Source organism: Shewanella psychropiezotolerans, from assembly GCF_007197555.1.
Classification (GTDB): domain Bacteria; phylum Pseudomonadota; class Gammaproteobacteria; order Enterobacterales; family Shewanellaceae; genus Shewanella; species Shewanella psychropiezotolerans.
On the sequence record NZ_CP041614.1, the window covers coordinates 936242 to 954433 of the forward strand.

Sequence of the window (18192 nt, forward strand, 5' to 3'; positions counted from 1 at the left end):
CCAGCCTTCATTCCAAGGCTGATTTAAGCTTGATTAGCTCAGAAGCCGTCAGCTGCCTCATCTCTCCCTCCTTAAGCTCACCTAGCTTAAGTGTCTGTATCTGTATCCGTTTAAGATCTATCACCTTATAGCCTAATGCTTGGCTCATGCGGCGGATTTGTCGGTTAAGCCCTTGGGTGAGTATGATCTCAAACTTGTCATCATCAAGACGGGTCATCTTACAGGGGAGGGTAGTGACGTCCCGGTAGCTAACGCCTTGGGCCATGTTGATTAAGAAACTGTCATCGAAATTGCGATCAACTTGCACCTGATAAGTTTTGCTATGGCCGAAATCCGGGTGCATCAACTTCTGGGTTAATTCACCATTGTTGGTTAATAGCAGCTGACCACGAGAGTCCTTGTCTAAACGTCCAACAGGATAGAGCCTGGGGTTAGCTGGCAGTAGATGTAACACAGAGCAGGGGTCATCGGGCAAGAGACGACAATCTGTACCGACAGACTTATTGAGCATCCAGTACTGTTTAGACTCGATTCCCTGAATAAACACATCATCGAATTTGAGTATTTCTTGGCTGATAAAACCTGAGCCGCTGTCGATTAAGCTGATGGTATCTATATGGTTGGCGAGGCGTCCATCTATGGTGATATGACCGTCTCTGATATAACGAGTCGCAGCCCTGCGGGAGCAGAGCCCTGTCATGGCAAGGTATTTAGCCAGACGAATAGTGGGTTTCTCTTGTGTCATTGATCCGTGTCGTGATGGTGTAAACAGAGTTGAGTCGCAAGGTTAGCACCTAAACCAGCTTAACTGCCAACATGTTTCAAGGTTGGCAGCCTAAAGCTTAATACCTTTATAGGGGGCTACCAACCTGACATCTGCTTCTGTGACTCGACATCATGCTGCTTAATGGCCAACTTTCTGATATTTAGCGCCAGTAACACGCACCAGAGCATGGTGATATTGGTTTGTAACCACATATTTAGCGCTACCCAGCAGACGTCGCCTTCTTCATGCAAACAAGGGGCGAAGTCTAAGATGTTCCAGTCCAGTTGATAGATTAGGCCAGATGCACTGATAAAACCAAAGATGGCCAATATAAACAGGGGTCTTGAACAGATCTCTTTATGGGTAAATCTAGTGGAAATAGTAACTAGGTGTAGAACAAATGTGGCCAATAGGAAGCTGGTGGACACTAGTCTATGTTCGTCTAAATAATTAATGGGAAAGACGCCTATCAGCATAATAGACAGGCCGACCCAAGAGCCTGTGATCGATAAAAAGTGGCTAAAGTCACCTAGCTTAAGCAAATACAGACCATACATGGCGAGCAGTATGCAAGAGCCTGCGATAATCAGTGACATGTTAAAGACATAGGCTAGAGGGGAGTGAACATAATCACCGAGTAAGTCTGAACGTCTGAAGAAGACCTGCATGCCGATATCTTGATATTCAGCCCAGACAGAGATGGAGATCCCCACCGATGTGACACAGGCACCGACTAAGATCATCAGTACCACTAATCTGTGTAGGTCATAATGGGTTGAATGTGTTTTTAATTCACCTTGCATCGGTTTTCAGCTTTTCTCAGTACGGCATATGGATTTTAAAAATAAAAAAGGAGCGCAGTAAGCTGCACTCCTTTACTTTTATCGACGTTTACAAATTACGTCGAAATTGAATATCCCTATCGTTTCAGCTAAATCAAGCTCTTGGGAGCAATATTAAGTTTAGCTTAACTGGATATCAATTTGCCCTATTTAAGCTGCATCTGCAATACCACATAAGTTGTAGCCGTTTTTAAGATGCATAGCGGGTTTAGCTGGCACGTTTACGGAAGATGACAATTGAGATAGCAACTAGGGCCAAGATCATGCAATACCAGGCGTGAGTTACTACTTCCAGTGGCGAGATGCTAAAGGTCGATGCGATAAGCAGGGCCTGAGCACCATAAGGAATAAGTCCCTGAATAATACAGGAGAAGATATCCATGATGCTGGCTGCACGCTTAGGGGTTACATCGTGTTTCTGTGCCAGCTCTTTAGCGATACCGCCAGTTACCACGATTGATACCGTGTTATTGGCGACACAGGTGTTAGTTAGGGCAACGATGCCTGCCATGCCTAATTCAGATGCACGAGTCGAAGCGCCACCTTTGGCCTTGGAGAATTTCGCGATTAACTTTTCAATTTGTTTACTGACGAATGCCAGACCACCTTGCTGCTGCATCAGTGCCGCTAGACCACCCACTAGCATAGAAAGGATGAAGATCTCCTGCATGTTGCCAAAACCTGTGTAGATATCCTGACCGAATTGGATGACGCCGTAATCCATAGTGGCCAAACCTGTGATACCAGCAAGCAGGATACCGATAGTCAGTACTACAAATACGTTCAGGCCTGAGACGGCTAATACTAAGATGGTTAGGTAAGGTATGACCTTAACAAAGTCTATCTCTTGAGCGGCCACATCGGCCTGACCTTGACCCGCGAAGGTGAAGGCTATCAGGGTAATAATCGACGCTGGAATCGCGAAAATAAGGTTCTCTTTGAACTTATCTTTCATCTCACAGCCTTGGGTACGTGTCGCCGCTATGGTCGTGTCGGAGATGATAGAGAGGTTGTCACCAAAAAGTGCACCAGAAATTACCGCGCCAGCCATCAGGGCTAGCTCTATCTGAGCCTCGTTAGCTACACCAAGTGCGATAGGCGCGACTGCAGCTATTGTTCCCATAGAGGTACCCATGGCGGTAGCGATGAAAGCTGCGATGACGAAGAAGCCGGGTAAGAGTAAGTTAGATGGCACAAGTGACAGACCTAAAGCAACAGTGGCATCCACACCGCCAGTGGCTTTAGCCACGGCAGCAAATGCACCAGCAAGCAAGTAAATCAAACACATGGCTATGATGTTTGCATGACCTATGCCGGCAATAAACGTCTCTATGCTCTGGTTAAGCTTCTGTTTAGAGATGATTAAGGCAAAGATAATTGCAGGCAGTATGGCTACGACGCTTGGAAGTTGATAGAAAGCAAAATCAACGCCCTGACTTTGAAAGTAAACTCCGGCGCCGATAAATAGGCCGAGGAATAGAAATAACGGCAGTAGGGCAACAAATGAGGCCGTTGGTGTATTGGTACTATTTGTTTGAGCGCTTGCTGAGGCATTGGTCGATGTGGTCAAAGTCTTCTCTCTTATCTAGTCACTTATTTTAAAACGTTTAGTCTTAAACTATTACTCGTAAGCTGGAGGGGTTCTAACTCAATTTCATCCAGTCACGTAAATGAACCATTAGTTCCCATGCCTCCTAGCTGGAACACGCTGTCTATTCCTGACCAGAATTTGAGTGAATTGTTAATTCTTAAGCTCAAAAGCAGTCGATATAAGCAGAATGGTCGATCTCATTAGTCGGCAGGATATGAGATAAATAGACGTCTGTCAATTTAGACGTCTAGATGTTTTTACTTCCATTTTGTTTTTACTTGTCCGCTCAGCATGCGTTTTCACTATCCCATTGTTTAATCAAGATTAATGACATGATCTTGGGACACATATTTTACTAGATAGTTATTGTTAACAAGATGTTGGGGAGAAGGCGAGTCTTTTGTTTATCTCTTTAGGCTCGCTATCTGGTTATGCTTATGGTATTTCCCCTGACAGGGGACAGCCTCAGATGGATTGCTGTAGATCACCTCAATAATTCTCTGTTGATTGTCTAGAGCACAGATATATTGCTCGCTCGCGTTGGCTGTAACGCTCAATATGAGGACGCTGAACATGGCGATGATTTAGTATTGCATGGGAACTCCGAAACCGATTGTGGACATCTGCATTTCATTTAATAGAAGTGAGTTAAAAGGTGCAAGCTCAAGCTATACAAGTGAGGGTTAACAACTTAAAATTTAAGCCTGAAAAATAAAGGGTCAAATAATGAAGTTACAAGAGATAGATAAAGTTGTATATCGTAAGCACTTGAATGTCGTCACAATCGCGCTGGTTACCAGTCTCATCTTACTATCCTTGGCTTTTGGAACTGGGCTCATTGCCTTGTTTGCTGATGCTAAGGACATGAGCGGTGAGGCGACTGGGAATTTTCACTTAAATTTACTAGGTGTTGTCATGGCTGCCATTATTTCTGTTGTGGTGCTTATGCAGGTCAAAGACAAACCCTATTTGGCAGAGGTCTATTATGTTTGGCGGCTCAAAGCGCTGCATAACCGTGTCTATCGTCGACTGAAGAAGATCAAGGCCGCCGCTGCTAACTATGATATCGACGCCTTGGTCATATTAAGTTTCTATTATCAGACTCAGAAACAGGTCTATCAGCTTGATAACAATACGCTTACCCTGAGAAAATTGGAGAAAGATATTAATGATCTTCAAGCCGCAATCAGTGAGCATAACCTGATCGTATCGATTGAGGACTTTAACGCCGAACTGCTTAACAAGTTTAAATAGGCTTGGTATTAGATCTTCATCGATGGCTTTATTAGAGACAGTGAAGCCTCATTACTTCTGAGGGATTATTTTTCCTAGAAAGGTATGTGACCGCCTAGAGCAGTATGTGATAGTAACAGAAGGATTTGGTCTAAACTTGTAGTTACTATCCATAAACCTCACTGTGATCTAGCTTATTGCTGACTAAGGTGAATCATGAAGAAAGCCATCATGGGTGTCACCATGGTAATCATACTGCTTGTGTGCAACCTCTTTGCCCTGCAAGTGAGAGCCGATCATGCTCTCGACATTGCCATCGTCGAATATCCCCCTTATGAGTTCACCCGAGACGATCCACAAGGTGGAGTCCAGTTCGATGGCATTTCGGTGAAATTGGTTGAGGAGGTCTTTAGGCGCATTGAGCAGCCAATAGCTTTTAAGGTTCTTCCCTGGTCCAGAGCGCTTAAATTGTTGAAAGAGGGCAAGATCGACGGCTTATTTGAGGTACTCATCAGGCCTGAACGGCAAGTCTATGCCGATTATAGTCAGGAGGTATTGATGCAGGAAGTGGTGATGCTATTCGTGGCGGAAGATTCTGATATTGAGTTCGATGGTGACCTGACAGCACTTAGTGATTACCATTTTGGTATGAGGAAAGATTTTAGTTATGGGACTATTTTCGATAATGCGGTGGAGACCAAGGTGATCAAGCGGGTGAGTGTCGATGTAGAATCTTCAACCTTGTTACTTAAGCTGTGTACCGGAGACATCGATATACTTATCGCCGAGAAAGATACCATTTTTTATGTCGATAAAGAGATAAAAACGATACAGAGTGGTTCGCTAAAGCGGTGTAAGAACATCAAGCGATTAACAAAAGAGGTGCAATCGACGCCGACCTATATGACCTTCTCTAAGAAGAGTCACCTTAGCCATGTCAGAGATAAATTTGACCAGGCTTTACAGCAGATGAAGCAAGATGGCAGTTATCTGCAGATCATCCAAGAGTGGAAACAGTCTAATATCGATTAGTTTGTAATATGACTTATGGCCTAAAACCTACCACAGAGAATGGTGGTGATCGATACGAAGCTACTAGGTATGGAATTATTAGACATGGAATTACTGAGTCTAAGGTGAACCTGTGTATGGCGTTACAGTTAAACATTCTCCTTCGACAAGATATGCTGGACACAGGCCGATCTAAGCAATGAAGTGAAATTCTTTACATCACCGTGATGGTTTAGTGCTTCTATGTATAGGCTCGCGATAAATTGGTTTCTTTTCACACCTTGGCTCTCTGCAATCTGATCTAACAGATCCCAAAACAGCTTTTCCAATGAGATGCTGGTCACATGCCCCTGGATTCGGATGGATTTCTGAATAGGCAAGTAATGGCTGGTGGGGTTGTCGAAAAACAGATTATCCATAACTTTGATTCGCACACTTGACGTTATTTAATATGTTGAATTTTAAGGTATTATATATCTTCATCGTCTTTATTACCATTCAGGGATGTGTACAAACTTTCTAATTTACTTAGTAACCACAACTTATGATTTATTATCCGGTTATGCGTGTTGGGATAAGATGATAATTTCAGGTTCTTGAGCAATGAGTTCAGGCATCTCTTTTTTTAGACGTTTGAAGTGTCCGGTATTTTGATGCTTTTCGAATGCAGCATGGTCGACAAAGCTCTTGATGAAAATGAAACGCCCCTGCTTTTCATTTTCTTGGTGAAGTTCATATTTGACACAACCCAGTTCATTTCGAGTCGGTTGAACTAAGCTCTTGAGGAGCTCAAGAAGCGCCTGTTCTTTGCCACTTTGTGCCTTAAAGCGTGTCAATACATTGATCATATTTGTGCCCGTAGTCAAAAGTTACTGCCGATAATGAAAGGGTGGGCTAATGTAAGTGACTTGACTGACGAAAGGGTAGCAAAGGGGTACTACATTTCAGTTAATTAGACTAAGTAACTTCTTTCTTTACAGCTCTTTGAGTCTGATCACTTTGTAAATGAACACTATTTTCAAGCTATGCTGGCCAGTGCGAAAACCTATCAAATGGAGTGTTTTTCGAACAAAAAACTGATAATCATAAGATTAAGTCCATCTTCTTGTTTACTTGCGCGTCAAAAATATGACAAATAATTGCGGTTTTATCAGGCGTATATCGCCCATCTTTTATATAAAGTAACGGGCTGTCGATGGCTTATCTATTTTGAGCTAGTGCTCTTTTTGATAGGGATCATAAATGATGGAAAACCTGCTGATGATAGCTGTCATATATTGAGTTAGACTGTGACCTTGTTTCGGGGGAAGGAGATATTGTGGAATTAGGTATTAATGAACTTTGGCTATTTGTCATTTCAGGCATCATGTTAAACATCATTCCCGGACCTGACTCTTTATACATCATAGGCCGTAGTGCCTCCCAAGGCTTTAGGGCGGGTTCGACCGCGGCTTGCGGAATAGCCAGTGGAACCTTAGTGCATATCTTTGCGGCAGCTTTTGGCTTATCTGCTATTTTGGCGACATCAGCGATGGCTTTTACTATCATCAAGATCCTCGGCTGTGGATATCTTATCTATATGGGGGTCTCTATGCTGCTCAGTAAAGCTGGGCCAGCGGTCAAAAATAGAGAACAGAGTCAGGCGCCATTGAAGAAGATCTTCTATCAGGGTTTTATGACAAATGTACTTAATCCTAAGGTCGCACTGTTTTTCTTAGCCTTCGTGCCACAATTTATTACCCATGATGCACCGAATAAAGCGCTCTCTTTTATTGTCTTAGGCCTGATTTTTAATATCAACGGCATGCTTTGGTGCCACTTTCTGGCCTGGTCTTCATCGTCATTGAGCCGTAAAGTGAAACAAAGCACCAGAATCTCTAATGTGCTCAATAGGCTCGCCGGTGGACTCTTCATCTGTTTCGGCATCAAGTTAGCGTTTAGCGAGCAGGTCTAGCTTTCATCTCACCTATTTTTGAGTCTATTGGCCTGAGTCACTACTGCAAGCGTTTATGTTTCTTGATTACTCTCGATTAAATACTTCATCGAATATTGCTTTGAGTAATTCAATTTTACTGGTTTCGCGTGGGTTGTGTTTAGACACCAGTGAAAGATTAAATTGATAACAGGCGCTATCTCGATGAATAATCTTTAGTTGTTTGGCTTCGAGTTCCTGTTGAATGTAGCTCAGTGGTAAATAGCCAATATAGCAGCCGGAGAGAATTAAGGTTTTACGGGTATCAAACTGATAAGCCTTGGCACATAGATTGAGTCGCTTTAACTGCTCTCTGCCCTCTGCATCTATATCGATGCCGGGATGAATGGCGGGTGTCTGCGTTAGCATCTCAAGGCTAATCTCATCATCTTTAAGTTGGAAAAATGGATGAGCATGGCTACAACATAAGTAGATGGGTTCGTTATAAATGGTCTGATAATCCAGCCCTTCGATCTGCTGATAACTGGGGAGTAATCCTATGTGGGCCTTCTCTTTAAGCAGGCATTTTTCGATGTGTTTCAGGGCTTCATTGTCGAGTACCAGATGCAGCTGTGGCTGAGCCTTATGTATCTTCTTCACTACCTCTGCTAGTTTTAGCTGCATACGTGTATCGAGCTGATCGGCGCACAGTATGATTAACTCGCCGCTCAACTCTTCACCTAAGTTATTAACGAGTCTCGAGAAATCATTAAGCGAGTCGAATAGTTCGATACAGGCATGGTAGATCGCCTGACCGTCTTCAGTCAGCGCGAACCCGCCGCGTCCTCGACTGCATAATTTGAGCTTCATGCGGCTCTCTAGGTTAGACATGTGCACACTGATGGTTGAGCGGGTCACCCCGAGCTCTGATTCAGATGCAGAGAAGCCACCATTCTCGACCACAGTACGAAAAATTCTCAGCAGGCGTAGGTCATATTCGGTGACAGCTTTTGGGATGATGGAGCGCTTACTGTTAATTTTATTGCTAATGTTTTTCAAATTGCCACCTAGTTAACCGCATATAGTTTTACAGACATAAAACATAAGGTTTATTGTTTTGTATTTAACCCGAGTTAAATTTGCTATTCAATAGCTATATGAATTTTTAGTACCAGTTTCATTTTTGGAGAAGAAACGGGTGCCATTGACAAGATGACAGCACACTGGAGTGATTATGCAACAAGTTAACGATTCAGGATTAGTGAAGCTCAGCTCTTACATAGATGGCCAGTGGAGTGATAGCCAGTTGGATGGTGGGAGTGAGAGATTCGATGTCATTAATCCAGCCAATGACCAAGTCGTGGCTCAAGTATGTAACGCCGGGATTGCCGAGACGGAAGCGGCCGTTATTGCCGCAAAAAAAGCCCTGCCAGCCTGGTCAAAAAAATCGGCCAATGAGCGTGCTGCTATCTTACGTCGCTGGTTCAACTTGATGATGGAGAGTCAGGATGACCTGGGCCGTATTTTGACCTTAGAGCAAGGTAAGCCGTTAGCCGAAGCTAAAGGTGAAATTGCCTATGGTGCAGCCTTCATCGATTGGTTCGCCGAAGAGGGTAAGCGAGTCTATGGCGATACTATTCCGGCACCAGCCGGTGATAAACGTATTATCGTTATCAAGCAGCCAGTGGGCGTCGTCGCCTCTATTACGCCGTGGAATTTCCCTAATGCCATGATCGCCCGTAAAGCGGCAGCGGCTCTGGCAGCGGGCTGTACCTTCGTGGTGCGACCTTCACCGTCTACGCCGCTGTCGGCGCTCGCCATGGCCGAACTTGCCGAGCGGGCTGGCGTGCCAGCCGGTGTGTTCAACGTGGTTGTGGGGTTGGACTCATCCGGTATGGGCAAGGTACTGACTCAGCATCCGGACGTGTCTAAATTCACCTTCACCGGTTCGACAGCGGTTGGCAAAATATTGATGACCCAAACGGCCACTACGGTTAAGAAGGTGTCGATGGAGCTCGGCGGTAACGCGCCCTTTATCGTATTTGATGATGCCGATATCGATACCGCAGTCCAAGGCGCACTCGTGTCTAAATATCGTAATGCAGGCCAGACTTGTGTCTGTACTAACCGCATCTTCGTTCAGAGTAGCGTGCTTCAGGAGTTCACCGATAAGTTTGCCAGTGCGGTGGCCGAGCTTAAGATTGGCGATGGCCTGGCCGATGGCGTTAACTTAGGCCCGATGATCACATCACAAGCGGTCGATGGCGTGCATAAGCTCGTGGAAGAAACCGTCGCCGCCGGGGCAAAAATTATTGCCGGTGGTAAACGCAGCGCTGCAGGTAACAATTTCTATGAGCCAACAATCCTGACTGGTGTCACCAATGATATGCCCTTGGCAGCTAATGAAATATTTGGGCCTGTGACGCCAATTATCAGCTTCGATACCGAAGAGGAAGCCATTGCATTAGCCAACGACACCGAATATGGCTTAGCGGCTTACTTCTATTCCCGCGATATTGGCCGGGTGTGGCGTGTAGGCGAAGGGCTTGAATACGGCATGGTTGGTATCAATGAAGGCATTATCTCCAACCCCGCGGCACCATTCGGTGGGGTTAAACAGTCGGGCAATGGCCGCGAAGGTTCTAAGTATGGTTTAGACGACTATATGGAGATCAAGTATCTGTGTATGGGTGGAATAGATAAGTAACAGCTGAGACGACGCTGCGCTGGTGTGGCTGAGATGACGCTGTGCTACTAGGGCTATGCCCGTCGAACAGGCGAAGCGATAGGGCAAAGGCCGTCATCTTAGCTTTCGGACTTAGGGTTGAAAAAATAGGATTATAATAATGACAAACAGTAGCTTACAAGAACGAAAGGTTAAGGTTATCGCCCGTGGTCAGGGTAATGTCTATCCTGTGTATGTTGATAGAGCAAAAAATTCTGAGCTCTGGGATGTGGACGGTAATCGTTATATTGATTTCGGCATGGGTATCGCCGTGTGTAATACCGGTCATAGTCATCCCAAGATTGTCGCTGCGGTCAAGGACCAGCTGGATAAGTTTAGTCATACCTGCGTGATGATCAACCCCTATGAATCTGCGGTGGAGTTGGCGGAGAAGCTGACCCAGATTGCACCTGGACCAAGCGAGAAGAAGGCTATTTTTGTCACAACTGGCGCAGAAGCGGTAGAGAATTGCGTCAAGATAGCCAGGGCGCATACTGGCCGCCGCGGTGTTATTGCCTTCAATGGTGGCTTTCATGGTCGTACAAATTTGACCATGGCGCTGACGGGGAAAATTAGCCCTTATAAACATCTTTTCGGACCGTTTCCCGGTGATATTTTTCATGCACCATTTCCGATGGCATTTCATGATGTAGCGATAAAAGATTCACTAAAGGCGATTGAAAATCTGTTCAAGGTGGATATCGCCCCAAGCGATGTGGCGGCGATAATCGTCGAGCCAGTTCAGGGCGAAGGTGGCTTCTATGCCGCACCAGCCGAGTTTCTGCAGGCATTGCGTGCCTTGTGCGATCAACATGGGATCGTCTTGATCGCCGATGAGATCCAGACGGGTTTTGGCCGCACCGGCAAGATGTTCAGTTTCGAGCATGCCGATGTCGAGCCTGACTTGATCACTATGGCTAAGGGGATTGCCGGCGGTTTTCCAATCGCCGCGGTTGTGGGTAAGAGTGAGATAATGGATGCGCCCCTGCCTGGTGGCCTTGGCGGTACCTATGGTGGATCTCCTGTTGGCTGTGTTGCTGCACTTGCGGTGCTTGAGGTGATCGAAGAGGAAAACCTGATTCATCGTGCAGATCAAATAGGTCAAATTTTCAATGAGCAGCTGACTGCTTTGCAAGCCAGCTATCCAAACTTGATCGGTGAAGTGCGAAATCAAGGTGCCATGATCGCCATCGAGCTGGTTATAGACGGTGATAGCGAGCAGGCTAATACCGCCTTGACCCAAGCGATCATAGGTAAGGCGGCCGAGCATGGCCTCATTCTGCTTGCCTGTGGCTTCTACGGTAATGTTATTCGTTTCTTGCCAGCCTTGACCATATCTGATGAATTAATCTACGAAGGTTTAGAAAAGTTTAATCAGCTATTTAGTGCTCTTGCTCGCTAAACTGACATCACTTTGAAAATATAGTGAGCCGAATCACGTTTGGCTCACTAAGCTCCACTAACTCTAGTTTCAGCCGCTGTCACCTGATTCGAATCAGCTCTCATTACATCTCCCCCCTTCCTGGATTTTCTTATCGATTAATAATAGGCATTAGCATCCTGCGCTCGCTCACTTATTTTCTGATGTTGGTATTAGTATTAGTTGGCTTATTTTTTGCTGAAGCAAGTATCGAGTAGAGGTTATTAACAAGGAGATATTGAGTGGGTGAAGCTTGTGGTGTTAGTCAAACTATTGAAATTATAGATATGACTCAAGGTGTGAGTGATAGCGTCATTCAAAGTCAGCTAGTTCTTTTGCTCTGTGACTGTGTCGATAGTGGTGCATCGGTGGGCTTTATTGGTCCATTTTCTCAACGAGAGTCACAAGAATACTGGTATGGAGTGCAAGCAGATATCACTAAGGGCACCCGCTATCTACTGGTAGCGAACTTGAGTGGAAAGCTGGTGGGCACGGTACAAGTTTCAGTTTGCAATAAGGCGAACGGCTTGCATAGGGCAGAAATAGAAAAGCTGATGGTGCACACTTTAGCAAGGGGGCAAGGAGTGGCAAAACGCTTGATGCAGGAGGCTGAGGTGTTAGCTAGTACGCTTTGCCGGAGCTTGTTGGTACTCGATACCAAGAAGGGGGATATCGCAGAAAGCATGTACTCTAAGCTTGGATATGTGAAAGTGGGTGAAATTCCAGGTTTCGCGCTGAGTTCAACGGGCGGACTAGATACCACAGTACTCTTCTATAAAGAATTATAAAGCTGTGTTTAATTAAGGTCAGAAGGAAGAACATAGATAATGGTCCAGATTAGAGAATTTGTTGAAAGCGATTTTGAGCAAGTGCAGAGTATTTATCTTCAAGGGATCAAAACTGGTAACGCGACGTTTGAGAAAAAAGTTAAAAGCTGGCCGGAGTGGGATGAGGCTATGCTGAAGGAGTGTCGGTTAGTTGCAGAGCGAAATGGCAACTTGGTAGGATGGGCGGCCTTGTCTAGTGTCTCAAACCGTGCGGTATATGCTGGTGTCGCTGAGGTGAGTATCTACATCAGTAGTTCGGCTAAGAGGATGGGAGTGGGAACTAGTCTGCTACTTGAGTTGATTGATCAATCTGAAGTCGCAGGACTTTGGTCGCTTCAGGCTGGGATATTTCCTGAAAATGAAGCGAGTCTGCATATTCATAAGAAGTGTGGCTTTAGCGTTTTAGGCACCAGAGATAGGTTAGGCAAGATGAACGGCATTTGGAGAAATGTGACATTATTGGAGCGCAGAAGCCAAGTAGAAGGTATCGAAGTTTAGTCATAATCTCCCATCTGGCTCAAATAGCCATGGAGATATTTTAAGAAAACTTGCCAAGTCACTAAGTTCAGCGTAAAACTGCCCAAACAACCTAAATCTCTCTACTTTTAAAAAGAAACTGGAAGGCTGAATTTTGGACCATTTTGTTTGGAACGTCGACCCCGTATTGATCTCCTTCATGGGGCTTAAAGTGCATTGGTATGGTGCCCTATTCGCTACGGCTATCGCCTGTGGTTTTCAGGTGATGAAGCGCATCTATATCAAGGAGAAGCTGCCCGTCGAGTCGTTAGATAATTTGCTGATGTATTGTGTAATAGGCATTATCGTCGGCGCTCGTCTGGCTCACGTTATCTTCTATGACCCGTCCTATTATTTCAGTAATCCACTGAAGATTTTTGCCATCTGGGAAGGAGGACTCGCCAGCCACGGTGGTGGTTTAGGCGCAATTCTGGCGCTTTACTATTACCGCCGTAAGGTGGATATGCCCTTCCTATTCCTGTTGGATAGATTGGCCATAGCCACTGCAATCTTTGGTTTCTTCGTGCGCATGGCTAATTTCATGAACTCTGAGATATTAGGCCTGCCGACCAATGTACCTTGGGCAATTATCTTCGAGCGCGTCGATATGTTACCTCGTCATCCGGCCCAGCTATACGAAGCCTTCGCTTATCTGGCTATCTTTATCGGCCTTTGGGCAATTTACAAATTCACCGAGATGAAGCAGAAAGAAGGCGCTATCTTCGGCCTGTTCCTGGTACTTGTTTTCAGTGCTCGTTTTGCCATAGAGTTCGTCAAGGTTAAGCAGGCGGCTTACGCCGACGAGATGACCTTGAGTGCGGGTCAATGGCTGAGTGTGCCATTCCTCATCGTTGGAGTGGTGCTCTTGGTCATGCCTTACCTGAATAAGAAGGTTAAGGCTTAACCGAGTTATTGGAACTTATATCTATTGGTTTTAGAATCATCAGGCGTCAGAGACATGAGTTTCTGGCGCCTTTTTTAGCTTATACCTGTTTACCGTGTGGTTATAATCGCCAAAAACGATACATTATAGATCGTTAATTTACTGGTTAACATCTTAAAAAATGGCGATAAATAGTGTAGAATAACCGTCTCAAAGTCACTGACTGGTGACAGGTCTTCATCATTTTTTTATCACTGTTTTGTTCGTATTATTAATAAAAAGTTAACCTATACTCAGGTTTTCACTCTTAACCTATTACCCCATAAACGTAAAATAGAATTAGACTGGTATTACCGTCGTCTGAATTCTCACTCTTATTTTTTTACTTAGAGGACTCGGATAGATATGTCATACGAAATACTCCTGCTGGGAATCGCCCTGTTGATCGCAATAGGCATTCTATTGCATCACCCCTCGAAAACCTTAGGGATCCCCTCTCTATTGATTTTCATGGGTGTGGGTTTAGCACTTGGCAATGGTGAGTTTGATTTCGTTTACGATAACCTGGCAGTCACTTCTATGGTTGGCGCAGTTGCGCTGAATATTATCGTGTTTGTAGGTGGCATTAACACTTCAAATGAGAGCATCAAGTTAGCCTATAAAGAGGGTGGGGTGCTTTCGACGTTCGGGGTATTGTTCACCACATTGATCCTAGCGGCCCTGTTATATCCGCTGACCGAGTGGAGCCTGGTTATCTGCTTGTTATTTGCCGCTATAGTCTCATCTACCGATGCCGCCGCCGTGTTCTCAATCTTAGAATCTAAGAAGCTTAAGCTAAAAGAGAAGACTGATACTGTGCTCGAATTTGAGTCGGCGACTAATGATCCGGTAGCTCTAGTCATGGTGGTCATTCTCACTGGCATCGCTTTAGCACCAGAGAAGGCGATATCGGGTTGGGAAATAGCTCAGACTCTGCTGATCCAGTTAGGCGCAGGAGTCGTCATTGCTTATTTGGTGGGCAGGCTCGCGGTCTATCTGCTCAACACCATACACTTAGAGGAGTATGGCCTGATCCCTGTATTCGTGCTGGCGAGTTTTATCATCGCGGCCTATGGCAGCGATTTGGCCGGTGGCAACATCTTAATCGCCTCCTATGTGGTGGGCGTGGTGATAGGTAACGGCATTAAACGAGGAAGGGAGGTCAATAAGCACTTCTTCAATAGCCTCTCTTGGCTGGCTCAGTCGTTGATGTTTATCATATTGGGATTACAGATTTTTCCTCAGACTCTGTTCTCTGTGTTCTTCCTGTCGCTTATTCCTGCTGCTTTACTCATGTTAGTGGCTCGTCCCTTGGCGGTGCAACTCTGCTATCTGCCCTTTAGGGGAGCGAGCTGGCGCAAGCGTTTGTTTATTTCATCTATTGGTCTCAAAGGGGCTACACCCATAGTGTTTTCCTTAATTCCAGCCGCCGCTGGCGTCGAAGGGGCGATAGACCTGGTGCATATGGTGTTCTTTATCGTGCTGTTTTCGATAGTACTCCAAGGCGGCGCCATAGAGCCCTTAGCCAATAAGTTAAAACTGAATAAAAAAGTTAATTCTGCAAAGGAACAGATTAAAGAGAAGTAAATGATCTTTAATCTCTGTTTAGCTTGTTCACGTTGAATGAGCTTGGTAACCTGCGGTAATGAAAACCATATCTCTTAGTTACAATCCTCAGTTATCTTGGTGGCGCTCTCTTCTTTAGAGCGGCACATCTCATCATGTTCATTAGCCGCCGGATGGTAGCTAATTGATCTCAGTCATAGTGTCTCCGGTGGTGTTAATCAGGAGTCAATTATGCAAGTAAAATCAAATGTTAATCCCAAGGTTAAACGAGTCGATTCGGTCGAACCAAGCTGTTTGGATAAACATGAATCGGTTCAGGTCGAAGCCGATTTAAGCACGGAAAAAGAGAAAGTCCTTACGGGAGATCGTGCCACGGGTCAGTTACACTTAGGCCACTATGTTGGCTCCTTGCAGCAGAGAGTCAAACTGCAAGATATGTATCATCAGACGATCTTAGTGGCAGATATGCAGGGCTTGACCGATAACGGTCATCAACCGCAGAAGGTCGCATCAAATATTCTTAATGTGGTGGCTGATTACCTCGCGGTTGGTATCGATCCACTAAAGACCAGGATCTGTCTGCAGTCCGCCATCCCGGCTCTGGCTGAACTTACTATGTATTATTCTAATCTGGTGTCTATCTCCAGGTTAGAGCGCAATCCCACGGTGAAAAATGAGATCCAATCTAAGTCATTCGGTCGCAGTATTCCGGCGGGCTTCTTAACCTATCCTATCAGTCAGGCGGCCGATATCACGGCATTTAATGCCACTCTGGTTCCCGTTGGGGAAGATCAATTACCTATGTTGGAACAAACCAATGAGATAGTCAGAAGGCTGAATCATATAGCTGGCGGCGCCATCTTGACCGAGTGTAAGCCCCTGCTGAGTAAGGTATCACGTTTGCCCAGTACCGATGGTCGCAGCAAGATGTCTAAATCTATGGGCAACACCATAATGCTTAGTGCCAGTGAGCGGGAAATAACTAAGGCGGTTAAGTCCATGTATACCGATCCAGGCCATCTGCGAGTGGAAGACCCCGGTAAGGTGGAAGGCAACGTGGTGTTTACTTATTTAGATGCGTTTCATTCTGATATCGATTATATCCTTAGGCTTAAAGAGCAATATCGCTGTGGTGGGCTAGGGGATGGCACCACCAAGAAAATTTTGGAGGAGTGTCTGCAGGAAACCTTGAAACCTATTCGTGAACGCAGAGCTATGTTTATCGATGATAAGGCGCAGCTGATTGACATATTAAAGCGAGGAACCGAGCAGGCTCAGGAAGAGTCACATCGAGTGTTAACTTCCGTGAAGCAAGCGTTCGGTTTAAATCTGTTTTAATTCACTTAAATTCAATTAGATTGCTATTTTTATGAGAATGGGATTAATAGTCCCATATTTCCAGTGCCCCATCCGAGCTTAGGGTCATTAGCTGGCCGCTGGAGTTGATGGTCATATCGAGCACTGTGGTTCCGGCGGTAAAAACTGTGATGTTCCAGTGCTTCTTTTCCTTGCCTGTGTTTAGATCCCAGCTCATTATCTTCTGTTTTGAGCTAGCTGTGATGAGCGTCTTGCCCCGGTCGGCAAATAACGCTTGTCTAAAATAGCGATAGCGTCCCAGGAAACTTAATTGACTGATACTTTCACCAGAATGTGAGTCGGCTATGATGTGCTTATCTAAGACATCGGCGATAAATATCCTACGTTCGGCCTCATCGAAGCTAATACTGGTGATACGCTGGGCCAAGCTAAAGTCCTTAATAACCTGTCCATTGCTACTGGCCCAAATGAGTGCATGTCCATCGTAGGCTGACGACAATATTCGCTCGCCATAAGAGAGAAATTCAACATGACTGACAGGCCCGTCATGGAGCTGAAACATAGATAATTGGTTGCTTTCGAGATCGACTGTGATCACCGAACCTTCATTCATACCGAGTAAAATTCGCCTTCCGCTTTGACTCAAATACAGGCTGGAGATACTGGCACTACTATCAAAGCCCTGTGCAAGCCAGGAGACCTCGAGTCGGCCGCTTTTGAGATCAAATATCGATACTTGATGCTTTCCCGTTACCGCCAGATACTTATTATTTCCGGAGAGTGACACTAGGTAAGTGGGCTCATCGAAGTCTTCTACCTGCCATTGATGCAACAGAGATTTTGAGGCGTTATTCCACACCGATAACTCACGGGTGCGGCTCAAGGTGACTGCAAGCTTGGCATCCTTTGACAGTTCGGCATCGATGAGATTGTCTGCGACATATCGATGAATCGAGTCTGACTCTTGTTTGGTTATGGGTTTATTGCAGCCCACGCTAGTCAGACAGAGGCTAAGTAATATTACCGATAGAAGTTTCACATAGACCCCCTTATTAATGGTTATTTCTCGTTTTTATTCGCCTCTTTAGTTTGTCACATATGTATGGCCATTGTTAGTTGAGATTTTATTGAGTAAACACCTGATAGCATTAAAATTTATATCACACTTACTTATGTTGTTATTGATGGCCTGATCACGAAATCTGGTCAAATCTAATATTCCTCTCAAGTTTTAAAAGTGCATTGATTTTACAGGATATTTATTTGCTCAGCGTCTCATTTATGTCTTGGATGAATTGTTATCTTAGTTTGGAAACATAGTGTCGACAGCTTAGCCTGCGCGGCTCATTAATCTTGAAACCAAAGTGGATACATTTATGGAATTTCTGCTCTTCTGTCTCATTTTTTTTACCGCCTTTCTGGTGGCTTTCAAACCCCATAAACAGGGCATGGCTAATATCTGCTTGTTTGCGAGTATTGCGATGAGTGTATTGATCTGGTTACTCGGTACCTGGGATATGTTAGTACCGGCTGGGAACTTATAA

18 protein-coding genes are annotated in these 18192 nt (G+C 45.1%); 11 read left to right on the forward strand and 7 right to left on the reverse strand.

The window, feature by feature from the left end:
- Positions 1-7: 7 nt before the first annotated feature.
- The 3 genes from FM037_RS04135 to FM037_RS04145 form a co-directional block, all read right to left on the reverse strand.
- The gene (locus FM037_RS04135; RefSeq protein ID WP_144044964.1) at positions 8-745 is read right to left on the reverse strand and encodes a pseudouridine synthase; all 738 of its coding nucleotides are present in this window, start codon (positions 743-745) and stop codon (positions 8-10) included.
- 116 nt (positions 746-861) lie between these two features.
- Positions 862-1569: a DUF998 domain-containing protein gene (locus FM037_RS04140; RefSeq protein WP_185976952.1), complete on the reverse strand. Its 708-nt coding sequence runs from the start codon at positions 1567-1569 to the stop codon at positions 862-864.
- 247 nt (positions 1570-1816) lie between these two features.
- Complete coding sequence (locus tag FM037_RS04145; RefSeq protein ID WP_144044965.1) at positions 1817-3178, reverse strand: Na+/H+ antiporter NhaC family protein; 1362 nt, start codon at positions 3176-3178, stop codon at positions 1817-1819.
- A gap of 747 nt (positions 3179-3925) precedes the next feature.
- Here FM037_RS04145 and FM037_RS04150 point away from each other — a divergent pair.
- Together FM037_RS04150 and FM037_RS04155 are read left to right on the forward strand one after the other, a co-directional pair.
- Complete coding sequence (locus FM037_RS04150; protein ID WP_144044966.1) at positions 3926-4453, forward strand: DUF3087 domain-containing protein; 528 nt, start codon at positions 3926-3928, stop codon at positions 4451-4453.
- A 195-nt stretch (positions 4454-4648) separates the two neighbouring features.
- Positions 4649-5464 (forward strand): substrate-binding periplasmic protein, encoded by an 816-nt coding sequence (locus FM037_RS04155; RefSeq protein ID WP_144044967.1) that lies wholly within the window; start codon positions 4649-4651, stop codon positions 5462-5464.
- Between the two features lie 128 nt (positions 5465-5592).
- On the opposite strand, the gene FM037_RS04160 is transcribed toward FM037_RS04155, so the two are convergent.
- Together FM037_RS04160 and FM037_RS04165 are read right to left on the reverse strand one after the other, a co-directional pair.
- Entirely contained in the window at positions 5593-5862 is a 270-nt protein-coding gene (locus FM037_RS04160; protein ID WP_040571566.1) for a ribbon-helix-helix domain-containing protein, read from the reverse strand.
- Between the two features lie 141 nt (positions 5863-6003).
- Complete coding sequence (locus FM037_RS04165) at positions 6004-6291, reverse strand: putative quinol monooxygenase (protein WP_144044968.1); 288 nt, start codon at positions 6289-6291, stop codon at positions 6004-6006.
- A 467-nt stretch (positions 6292-6758) separates the two neighbouring features.
- On the opposite strand from FM037_RS04165, the gene FM037_RS04170 reads away from it, so the two are divergent.
- Positions 6759-7397 carry a LysE family translocator gene (locus tag FM037_RS04170; protein WP_229381216.1) on the forward strand — a complete coding sequence of 213 codons (639 nt, stop codon included), beginning with the start codon at positions 6759-6761 and terminating at the stop codon, positions 7395-7397.
- 66 nt (positions 7398-7463) lie between these two features.
- Here FM037_RS04170 and FM037_RS04175 read toward each other — a convergent pair whose 3' ends face one another.
- The gene (locus tag FM037_RS04175; protein WP_152829366.1) at positions 7464-8414 is read right to left on the reverse strand and encodes a LysR family transcriptional regulator; all 951 of its coding nucleotides are present in this window, start codon (positions 8412-8414) and stop codon (positions 7464-7466) included.
- A 175-nt stretch (positions 8415-8589) separates the two neighbouring features.
- On the opposite strand from FM037_RS04175, the gene FM037_RS04180 reads away from it, so the two are divergent.
- From FM037_RS04180 to trpS, 7 genes are all read left to right on the forward strand, one after another.
- Complete coding sequence (locus tag FM037_RS04180; RefSeq protein ID WP_144044969.1) at positions 8590-10062, forward strand: NAD-dependent succinate-semialdehyde dehydrogenase; 1473 nt, start codon at positions 8590-8592, stop codon at positions 10060-10062.
- A gap of 139 nt (positions 10063-10201) precedes the next feature.
- On the forward strand, positions 10202-11482 hold the full coding sequence (gene gabT / locus FM037_RS04185) for a 4-aminobutyrate--2-oxoglutarate transaminase (RefSeq protein WP_144044970.1): 1281 nt from the start codon (positions 10202-10204) through the stop codon (positions 11480-11482).
- A 260-nt stretch (positions 11483-11742) separates the two neighbouring features.
- Complete coding sequence (locus FM037_RS04190; RefSeq protein ID WP_229381079.1) at positions 11743-12288, forward strand: GNAT family N-acetyltransferase; 546 nt, start codon at positions 11743-11745, stop codon at positions 12286-12288.
- A 39-nt stretch (positions 12289-12327) separates the two neighbouring features.
- Positions 12328-12825, forward strand: a complete 498-nt coding sequence (locus FM037_RS04195; RefSeq protein ID WP_144044971.1) for a GNAT family N-acetyltransferase — start codon at positions 12328-12330, stop codon at positions 12823-12825.
- A gap of 133 nt (positions 12826-12958) precedes the next feature.
- A complete protein-coding gene (gene lgt / locus FM037_RS04200; RefSeq protein WP_144044972.1) occupies positions 12959-13747 on the forward strand; it encodes a prolipoprotein diacylglyceryl transferase in 789 nt (262 codons plus the stop codon).
- Between the two features lie 384 nt (positions 13748-14131).
- Positions 14132-15352 (forward strand): potassium/proton antiporter, encoded by a 1221-nt coding sequence (locus FM037_RS04205; RefSeq protein WP_144044973.1) that lies wholly within the window; start codon positions 14132-14134, stop codon positions 15350-15352.
- 210 nt (positions 15353-15562) lie between these two features.
- On the forward strand, positions 15563-16669 hold the full coding sequence (gene trpS / locus FM037_RS04210; RefSeq protein ID WP_144044974.1) for a tryptophan--tRNA ligase: 1107 nt from the start codon (positions 15563-15565) through the stop codon (positions 16667-16669).
- Positions 16670-16712: 43 nt separating this feature from the next.
- On the opposite strand, the gene FM037_RS04215 is transcribed toward trpS, so the two are convergent.
- A complete protein-coding gene (locus tag FM037_RS04215) occupies positions 16713-17687 on the reverse strand; it encodes a WD40 repeat domain-containing protein (RefSeq protein ID WP_229381080.1) in 975 nt (324 codons plus the stop codon).
- Positions 17688-18024: 337 nt separating this feature from the next.
- On the opposite strand from FM037_RS04215, the gene FM037_RS28430 reads away from it, so the two are divergent.
- Positions 18025-18192 (forward strand): hypothetical protein, encoded by a 168-nt coding sequence (locus FM037_RS28430; protein WP_185976953.1) that lies wholly within the window; start codon positions 18025-18027, stop codon positions 18190-18192.